Source organism: Sphingomonas sp., assembly GCF_964263785.1.
In the GTDB taxonomy this organism is placed as follows: domain Bacteria; phylum Pseudomonadota; class Alphaproteobacteria; order Sphingomonadales; family Sphingomonadaceae; genus Sphingomonas.
Window position 1 is genome coordinate 1 of sequence record NZ_CAXVWL010000081.1, and the last position, 9,244, is coordinate 9,244.

A 9,244-nucleotide genomic window follows, 5' to 3' on the forward strand; every position below is an offset into this window, starting at 1 on the left:
GGATAGCCCCGCCTGGGCAAGGCCCGGTGCGTAAAGGTCGTTGCGGCAGCTCGCCCACAGCACCGGCCCGCCGACGCACAGCGCTTCGCGGCCCGCCACACCTGCGAGGAACAGCGTCGTGGCCGCATCATCAGCGAGCGAACAGCTTTGTGCCGTCGCCTCGTGCAGGGCGCCGCCCCGCAGCCCTCCCCCGCCGAGCCGGCCGTCGAGTTCGGCAAGCCCGAACGGCATGATCCGGTGCTCGATCACAGGGGACGCGATCGTCCTCAGATGCGCGAGCGTGGTAGGAAGCGAGGCGTGGGCAGCGGGCATGAATGGCAGACTCTACTCGTTCCCTTTATGTTCCGTTACGATCCCCAACATTGCAAGGGCTTTGATCGTCCCGATCCGGGCACGAGGCGTGCGTCCGGCCTCGGCATACGAGGGAGAACGGACAAAATACGGACCGGCAACAAATCGCGAATTATTCGCTTTCGTTCGGCGACTCGGTGACTCATAGAATCGTCATGCCGATCCGCCCCGAGAACCGCTGGCTCTACCCGCTCGACTGGCGGCAGCTGTCCGTGAGCGTCCGGTTCGACCGTGCTGGTGCGCGGTGCGAGCATTGCGCCCGACCGCACATGCGACGCGTGGCTCATCTGGGCGACGGCCGCTGGTGGGACGCCGATGCGAAGTGCTGGCGTTCGTCACGTGGCAAGCGGATCGCGATCAAAGGCGGCTTTGCGCTGGCCGCGGTTCGCACGACCTACGTCGTTCTCGCCTGCGCGCATCTCGATCACGACCCCGGCAACAGCGCGCCCGCCAACCTCGCGGCGCTGTGCCAGCGCTGCCACATGATCCACGACGCAGCCGAGCATCGCTGGCAGCGCTGGTGGAACGTGTTTCGGCTTCGAGCCATCCGCGACCTGTACGAAGATCCGCGTATCACGCGCGAGCGGTTGGCGCAGCGTTGAGCGGCGTGATGGTGCCTCCGGCGCCTCTGTGTGCCGTATCGTCTTTGTCCCGCTGCCCGTCGCCGTTAAGGCGCGCGCTGGTTTTCCAAGGAGTAGACACGCATGAACATCAGTGAACTGGCCAAGGGCGTTGCAGGCGTGATCGGCACGAGCGAGGCGGACGCCAAGACCGCGATCAACGCGGTATTCGATCAGATCGCCGATGCAGCCACCAAGGGCGAAGAGGTCGCGATCCCCGGCTTCGGAAAGTTCGCGGTCAAGGATCGACCGGAGCGGGATGGCCGCAATCCGGCGACCGGTGAAGCGATCAAGATCGCGGCGTCGAAGAAGCTGGCGTTCACCGCCGCCAAGGGGCTGAAGGACAAGCTATAGGATCATCGTGCCGGCGGGTTCGTCCGCCGGCACTCACTCGTGAGGCTCGCGACATGTGCAATCGGTATCGGATGACCGCGAAGCAGGCCGAGCTCGCCGCGACCTTCGGGATCCGGCCGCCTTACGAAGAAGATGAGTCGTTCCCGGTCGGTGACATCTTCCCGACCGGCACCAAGACGCCCTTCTTTGGGTCGGTGATCGTGCAAGATGGTGCTGATCGCCGACTTGAGCGGATGGAATGGGGTGTGCCGACGCAGGTGCCGAGCAAGCGCGATCCGTCGGTCAAGCTGACCAAATACGTGACCAACGTGCGCAACCTCAGTTCCAGCTTCTGGCGCTCGATGCTGACGACGCCAGCGCGGCGCTGCCTGGTCCCGGTGACCGCCTTCTCGGAGTACGGAGTTGCTCCGGGTGAGGACGGCAAGAAACCGTTGCACTGGTTAGACGTGCCAAGCCGGCCGATCTTCGCCTTCGCGGGAATCTGGCGGCCCATGGATCGCGGTAACGCCTACGGCTTTCTGACAACCGAGCCCAATGCCGTCGTGGCACCGATCCACCCCAAGGCAATGCCCGTAATCCTGCATGACGATGATTACGAACGGTGGCTCACCGCGCCTTGGGACGAGGTGAAGGAGACGGTAGCGCCTTACCCTTCGCAGCTGATGCGGATCAATTGATCCGGCGAGGCGGACTGAACCACCAAGGACACTGCGTTTCGTGCTTTCGAGTGTCAATTCAGCTACGCTATCATGAACCAGCGTGCCGACGCACGACGGTCGGGACAATGACGTCCCGTTGTGACCTGGCGGAAGGCTCGGTAGCCGGAGCTCCCGGCTCGCCTCCGATGCCTGAAGCTCGCTCGATATCTTTGATTCTACGGGTTGTCCTCGCCATCGTCAGTATCGATGTCAGGAGGCAGTCCACGATGAAGCACGACCTTGACAAATCGGGCGTTCCACGAGATATACCGTTACAGCAACGCTAAGCGCTGTCCCGGTTCGCCGGGCAGCAAATCCTATGGCCGCCCTTGGGCGGCCATAGCTGTTTCTGGGATACGTTCGTGAGAATCCTTTACGTCGACGAGTCAGGCGACCTCGGCGCTCTTCCCGCGATCCCTGCCCCCAACGACCAGCCCGTCCTGGTGCTCGGCGCGCTGATCGTTGACGTCGCGCGGCTCGAGGCGATCACCCAGGACTTTCTGAGCCTCAAGCGCCACTGGTTTCCTGGCCTTAACTACCTGTCCAACAATCACCTCGATCGCATCCTCCCGGAGATCAAGGGTGCCGATCTCCGCCGCGCCGCGACGCGCCAGGGACGCAATCAGCGCCGGCACGCGATCGGCTTCCTCGACCAGCTCATGGCGATGCTGGCCCATCACGACGTCAAGCTGCTAGCCCGCGTCTGGATCAAGGGCCTCGCCCAGCCATTCGACGGTCGGTCAGTCTACACATCCTCGATCCAGGGCCTCTACACCTATTTCGAGTCTTATCTGACCGCTCAGGACGATCTCGGCGTTTGCATCGCCGATAGCCGTGATCCCTGGAAGAACGCCAATGTCGCGCATTCGATCTTCACTCAGAAGTTTCGCGCCTCCTCGACTGTCTACAGCCGGATCGCCGAGCTGCCGACCTTCGGCCACAGCGAGAACCACGCCGGCATCCAGGTCTGCGACATCATCTGCTCGGCGCTGCTCTACCCAATCGCGGCGGAGGCCTATTGCACCGGCCACGTTGCCAACGTGCATGTCCAGCCGACCGCCGCAGCGCTTCGCCAACGTTTCGGGCCGATGTTGAAGGCGATGCAATACCGATACCAGGATGCCAATGGCAAATGGATCGGCGGGATCGTCGTCTCCGACGCTCTGGCGCAACGTCACGCTGGCGCAATGTTCGCCTGATCAAAAGACAGGACCGGGAAGATGGGTAAGGCCAGAAACCGCAAGCTTCGGGCGGGCGGCTTCGCGCTAGATCCCGGCTACCGCGAGCCGAGGAGGGACGGCGCGCATGGGAGTTGAGGTTGGCGTCAGCGATGACGTCCGTCGAGCCACGATCAGCATGCTCTTGACCGTTCGACGCTCCAACCCCGTTGGCTCAGGATGGCGGGTCCATATCAGGGAAGCCGCCGCGGCAGCTGCTGGCCTCTAACTCGTCTCAAGTGCAGATAGGGAGTAACACGGGCGCGGACCGAAGCATTACGTCTGCATAGCGGGAGACGAGGGTGACGGACGACGAACTGACCTGGGCGAGCGAAAGTGCCGCCTACCTGCGTGAAGTGAGGCGCACCGCCCACAACGAGTTCACCGCCGCGATGGAGAACTTCAAGGGAAATGAGAACCGCGGGCAGGACTGGTTCCACGAAGGCAAGAGCTGCATCCTGGCGATCTACCACTATTCCGAGGAGTTCGCGCCCGACCCGACGGTGCCCGGCGCATGCTTCAGCTCGCCCGGCCACTTTTCCTCGAAGTTGGACGAGTACGAAGCCTTCGTGGTCTCGATGCAGGACAAGCTGCAGAGGACGCTTCGGAAGTTCATCAAGAAGTCCGGGCCCACGATGCCCTACCAAGCGACGGATCTGCTGGAATTGCTGTTCCGGCTTCGTACGGCGATTGAGTTCGTCCGTTCACGCGGACCTCGGAGGCTGAGCCCGGCGACTAATGACGCACGGACGATTGTGAAGCGGGCAGCCCGTCAGTTCCACGAGTCGGTGCTCGCCTTGCGCCGACATCCGCATGGCGGCGAAGCGCTCGCGATTAAGAACGAATGGGATTGCCAGTATCTGTTCAAATCGATCCTCGCAGCCCTCGTGCACGATATCAGGATGGAGGAGTGGAGTCCGTCGGTAGGCGGAAGCTCCGCCCGCTGCGAATTCTTGCTCAAAAGCCATCGCCTTATGATCGAACTCAAGTACGCTCGCGCCAAGGCCGATGGGAAGGCGTTCAAGACAGGGCTGCTGACCGACTTCAGGGACTACGGCGGCCACCCGGATGTCGACGCCGTGGTGGTGCTGATTTATGACCCGACGCAGGTGCTCGAGCACGCCGTGCAGCTGCAAGCGGACCTCTCGGTGCCGACCAATGGTCTTTCGGAAGTCGCTGTCATCGTGTCTCCGCCCCGGTCTGCCGATGGCGTGTAGGCAATTCGCGGAGATGCCGAGCAGGCGGGTAAGAATCCCACAACAAGCAATCCAAGATGGCGCGACCATCGGGGGCCCTGGGCAGCCGTTGGGCCGCTTGGCCTCCAGTAGTCTCCTAAATAATACTCATTAACTGGCTGTCACAGCAGCTGGCTTGGGGATGAGGCGCGACCTTCGGCAACAGCACCGCCAGCGCGATTATGGCGATTGTGGCCAGCCCGGCCGCAGCGCCGAAGGCGTAACGCCAGCCGAACAGTTCGCCCACGACCACAATCGGCCGCTCCGATCATTCCGCTTGCCAACATCCGGCACTCGTCATGCATACGAACGACGCCAAGGGCGCCGTCGGCCTCCCAGGGCCGTTTCCCGCCTAATTTTTGGATCCGCTATGCGGCAATCGCGCCGATCGGTTCGATCGTATGAAGTTTAAAGCCATCCGATCCTACCGCGCCCCGCGCGACGTCGATAAGATGAGCGTGATGGCTGAACACGATCACCTGGCTATGTGCAGCCGCCGCGGCGAGTACCCGGAGGAGCGCAGCTGCCCGACCATCATCGGCGGTGATTAGCAGATCGTCGCAGACGATCGGCAAGGACCCTGCGCCGGCGCGTCCTTCGATCGAGCCTAACCGAATAGCAAGGTATAGCTGGTCGCGCGTTCCCTCGCTGAGCGCCTCGACACCGACCTCACCGCCATCCGAGCGCTGCGCGAGGATCACCGGACGGTCGTCATTACCATAGCCGACCGTAAGGCCTGTGAACGCGCCGCCCGTCACCTCCGCGAACAGCACGCCTGCCCTGGCGATCAGCGGCGCCTGATTTGTCGTACGATGCCGGTCGAGCATCCAGCGAAGCAGCGCGGCCGCGCTCGCTGCCTGGATGTGCTCCTCCGCTACCTGCGCCAGTGCTGCAGTCGTCTCGAAAGCCGTCTGCTGTGCGTCGGCAGCGGCGCTCTCGCTTGCCGCACGGCCTGCCTCTTCGTCCGCAGCGTTCAGCGTTCGACCGACGATTTCCCGATCGGCGGCCACTTCGCGACGGCGATCCTCGATCCGGGCACGCGCGCTTGATGCGTCCTCGACAGACAAGCCGGCAATCTCGGTCGCCAGCGTATCAAGTCCCGCGCCATTGTCGGTGCCGGCGAGCTCGTCGAGCGCTTCGCGTTCTGCCGCCCGAAGCAGGTCCCGCCGCGCCACGCTGGCGATGATCCCGTCCAGGTCGGCTTCGTCCGTCGTACCGGCTGTGTGCAGCATCGACTCAATCGCGACGGCTATGCCGTCGAGCCGACGCTCCGCTTGGGCGAGCTCGCCGGCGATGCGCACTCGGTCGCCTTCAAGGCTCTCCAGCGTGTCACGCGCCCAGATCGCTGCGCGCAGCGAAGCCGCAAGCTGGCGCACATGCTCGACCGTGTCGGCTGAACCGGTAACCTGCAGCGCAAGAAGCACGGCTGTCAGCTCGGTGTTGAACACCGACCGGTCCCGCTCGATGCCTTCGATCTGCCGTGCGATCGTTTCTCGTGCCCCGGTCTCCTCGCCGACATGGGCGATAGCTTCGAGGGCGTCGGCGAGCACGGTCTCGCCAGCATCGGCAGGCAGCGCCGCCTCGCCGGCCAGTCCTGCCCGTTCTTGATCGAGCACGACACGTGCACGCGCCAGATCGGCAACCTCCACTCCAAGCTCATCCGATGCACGTTCGATCGTGGCCAGGTCAGCCAGCAGCCGATCGCGACTGGCTGCGGCGGTCGTCAGCGCAGCGGCGTGGCCGCTAGCCAGTGACACTAGTTTCGCGTCCTCGGCTTTTGCGACAGGTCCCTTCGCCGCTGAAAGAGCAGTTGCGATCGCGCTTCGCGCTTCCCCGAACCGGCTCGTCATCTCTTTGAGGGCCAGCTCCGCAGATCCCGCGTCGCGGTCGGCTTCCAGCGCGGCCGACCGCTTGGTGAGCCACCCGGACAGGTCCGCCGGTGCGATGACGCGCTCAAATCCAAGCGTCTGCAATCGTTCGGCCCAGCCTTGTTCGACCAGATCCAATGCCGCCTGATATCGTTCCTCTCGCTGATGCGCTGCGGCCACCAGCGCGTTCGCTTCGTTGAGGGCGACACTCGTCAGCACATACTCCGCGACGCGGGCCGCTTCGGCATCGCGTCGGTCGGCCAGTTGATCGGCGTTCGTGATAGATTGGCCAAGCGCGTCGCCGATCCCATTGTCGTCTCCGACATGCGCCGCCCCCAACCGCTCGCGAACTTGGGCAACGAGTGCGTCGCGCTGCTGCCGCGCAGCTGCGATCACATCGGGTGTTGGCAGCGACCCGCCTGCGATCAGGCCCTTCAGCCTTGCCTCCGCCCGGATGGCGCTGGTTGCGGCAGTCTCGCTTTCCTTGCGCGCAGCGGTCGCGTCGTTCCTTGCCGCCTCCGCACTACCACGCACCGACACTGCTTCCGCCTCGCTCGGTAAGGCAAGTGTGCGCAGACTGGCTGTCGACCCAAGCCACGGAGCAAGATCGGACAGGCGTTCCGCCGCAAGCGTCCGCTTCCGCTCGGCTTCCGTCACCGCGTCTGCCAGCCGGGTTTCCGCGTCGGCCGGTAAGAGTTGGAGCGCTGCGGTCAGGTCGGCAGGGTCGATCGTCTCGCTCACCGCCGCAAGATCACGCTCAATCGCGGCTCGGTCGCGGACGAGCTTGACCCGCTCTTTCTCGACCGCTGCCTCACGCGCCTTCAACTCTCGAACGGCATCGAGATGCGTGGCGGCACGCCTGCGCCACCCGGCTGAGGGGATCGGTTGTCCCGGAGCGATCCGCGCTTCCGCAAGAGCGGCAGCCAGCTTTGTGTCGATCCGGTCCAGCTCGGCGCGACGACGCTCCAGATCGCCCGCAGCCTTGGCAATGACCGGCCGTTGCTCTTCCAGCGCCTCGATCCGTTCCTGTTCGGACAGGATGATGCCGGGCCGTTCCACGCCCGCGATCGCGGCCTCGACGCGCGCCAGATCGGCTTTCGCCTGCGCCGCGAGTTCGACGGCCGTGATACGGTCGGCGCGCAGCGTCGCCAGCTGCGCCGCAACGTCCTGCGGCAGCGTAGGCAGGTCTTCCAGCCCGACCAGTTCGGCGCGGGCGGTGCTCAGGCGCGCGAAGGGCGCACGCGCCCTCCCCACCCGGTCCAGGCGCGCCTGCTCACGGTCGAGCGCCTCGGCTTCGTCGATCAGCGCTGTACGGCGCGCCTCGGCGTCGGCACGGCGCTGTCGGGCCTGCGTCCAGTCGGCATCGCTGATCGACGTCTGTCGCACCTGGGCGAGCGCCTCGGATCGCTCCCGCATCAATCGGTTCACCGGCGGGTTCTGCCCGCCTGGCTTGAACAACGACGATGCCGCCTCGGTCAGTCGGGCAAGCTCGCTGCCGATGTGCGAGACGCCCGTTCCCGCCTCGAGCGTGATCCGGGCGGCATCATCGCGACCGCCGATGATGCTGGCCCCGCCCTCGCGCAGCTTGGTGTGATCCAGCCCGAACATGCGCTCGAACCCTGCACGATCGATGCCGCCGAGCAGCGGTGCCAGTGGATCGGTCTTGAACGGCGTGCCGTCCGCGGCCAGCAGCGTATCGAGGTTGCCTTTGCGCCGGGTGACGTCGAGCAGGTCACCGTCGTGCTCGATCAGTGCCCGCAGGCGAAGCTGCTTATAGTCGTAGCGCCAGTTTTGTCGGCTCTGCCCGGGAATGCCGAACAGGAAGTCGCCAATCGCTTGCAGCGCCGTCGACTTGCCTGCTTCGTTCGGGCCGACGACGAGATGCAGGTCCGGACCGCCACTGCCAAAGTCGAACACACGGTCGGCAAAGCCCCCGTAGCGAACCAGCTCCAGCCGGCGGAACCGCATCAGTGCGCGCCCTCGCCGAGCCGAGCTTCGACGAGCGCCTTGGCAGCGCGGACCAGTGCCGCACCGTCCCGGCCCCGCGCGGACGCGAGCAGCGGGGCGGTATCTGGATCGCCGATGTCCGCCGGCAGCTTGGCCGTGAGCGGCGCGATGGCGTTCTCGATCGCACGCAGGCAGTCCGGATCGTCGAGTGCCTGGGTCAGCATCTCCAGCAGCTCAGGCGGCAGGCCGGTAGGTAGCGCGGCATCGTTGGCAATGATCTTCACCCGCTCGATCCACAGCGCGTCGGAGACGCCGGCGGCATGGCCGCGGACGTCCGCCTCGAACCATGCAGGATCGGCACGGAGACGCTGCGCGAGCGGGCCATCGACCGTGATCGAAACCCGTGCGGCCAGGGGGCGGCCATCGGCGCCCAGAACGGCAGGACGGAGCTGCGCCTGGATCGCAGCGAGCGCCTCCATCGGGTCTACCGCCCCGATCGCGTCGACCCGAGCGTGTGCCCAGCGGACCTCGTCTGTCGCACGGTGCTCGACATGCACGATGGCGCCTTCCTCGACACGAACGACCACAGCGCCTTTGGCGCCCGTCTCCCGAATGTGGCGCCCTTGCGTATTGCCGGCGAAGACGACGTGCGGGTGATCGGACCGGACCGCGTGATCGTGGACGTGGCCCAGCGCCCAGTAATCGTGGCCGGCGGCTTGTAGCTCGCCCAGACTACAAGGTGCGTAGTTGGCATGCCCCTCGTGGCCGTCGAGCGCGGTGTGAAGCAGCGCGACGTTGAGCATGCCCGGCGCTGGCGGGCAGTAGGTCGACGCGATGTTCTCGGTCGTCGCCGCTTCCTTGTAGCTGCGGCCATGCACGACAACCCCGAGATCATTGAACCGCACGCTCTCGCATTTCGCGCTCTTGAGCTTGTAGACCCCTTCCGGTGCGGTC

Annotated in this window: 8 protein-coding genes and 1 pseudogene; 5 read left to right on the forward strand and 4 right to left on the reverse strand. The window is 65.1% G+C overall.

Annotation, left to right across the window (positions count from 1 at the left end; genetic code table 11):
* Window positions 1-249: pseudogene (locus ACE5C1_RS11140) on the reverse strand (protein ImuA); the annotation flags it as partial.
* Window positions 250-506: 257 nt separating this feature from the next.
* Between ACE5C1_RS11140 and ACE5C1_RS11145 the strand changes: the two are divergent.
* The 5 genes from ACE5C1_RS11145 (at window position 507) to ACE5C1_RS11165 (ending at window position 4,457) form a co-directional block, all read left to right on the forward strand.
* Window positions 507-953 carry a hypothetical protein gene (locus ACE5C1_RS11145; RefSeq protein WP_374944146.1) on the forward strand — a complete coding sequence of 149 codons (447 nt, stop codon included), beginning with the start codon at window positions 507-509 and terminating at the stop codon, window positions 951-953.
* Between the two features lie 102 nt (window positions 954-1,055).
* Window positions 1,056-1,325, forward strand: coding sequence for an HU family DNA-binding protein (locus tag ACE5C1_RS11150; protein WP_374944147.1), 270 nt, complete (start codon window positions 1,056-1,058; stop codon window positions 1,323-1,325).
* A 53-nt stretch (window positions 1,326-1,378) separates the two neighbouring features.
* Window positions 1,379-2,002, forward strand: a complete 624-nt coding sequence (locus ACE5C1_RS11155; RefSeq protein ID WP_374944148.1) for an SOS response-associated peptidase — start codon at window positions 1,379-1,381, stop codon at window positions 2,000-2,002.
* Between the two features lie 383 nt (window positions 2,003-2,385).
* Window positions 2,386-3,222, forward strand: a complete 837-nt coding sequence (locus ACE5C1_RS11160; protein ID WP_374944149.1) for a DUF3800 domain-containing protein — start codon at window positions 2,386-2,388, stop codon at window positions 3,220-3,222.
* A 320-nt stretch (window positions 3,223-3,542) separates the two neighbouring features.
* The gene (locus ACE5C1_RS11165; RefSeq protein WP_374944150.1) at window positions 3,543-4,457 is read left to right on the forward strand and encodes a hypothetical protein; all 915 of its coding nucleotides are present in this window, start codon (window positions 3,543-3,545) and stop codon (window positions 4,455-4,457) included.
* 115 nt (window positions 4,458-4,572) lie between these two features.
* On the opposite strand, the gene ACE5C1_RS11170 is transcribed toward ACE5C1_RS11165, so the two are convergent.
* The 3 genes from ACE5C1_RS11170 to ACE5C1_RS11180 all read right to left on the reverse strand — a co-directional run.
* A complete protein-coding gene (locus tag ACE5C1_RS11170; RefSeq protein ID WP_374944151.1) occupies window positions 4,573-4,722 on the reverse strand; it encodes a hypothetical protein in 150 nt (49 codons plus the stop codon).
* Window positions 4,723-4,843: 121 nt separating this feature from the next.
* Window positions 4,844-8,311: an AAA family ATPase gene (locus ACE5C1_RS11175; RefSeq protein WP_374944152.1), complete on the reverse strand. Its 3,468-nt coding sequence runs from the start codon at window positions 8,309-8,311 to the stop codon at window positions 4,844-4,846.
* On the reverse strand, window positions 8,311-9,244 hold a 934-nt coding region (locus ACE5C1_RS11180), incomplete at its 5' end, for an exonuclease SbcCD subunit D (protein ID WP_374944153.1). The genes ACE5C1_RS11175 and ACE5C1_RS11180, both read right to left, overlap by 1 nt.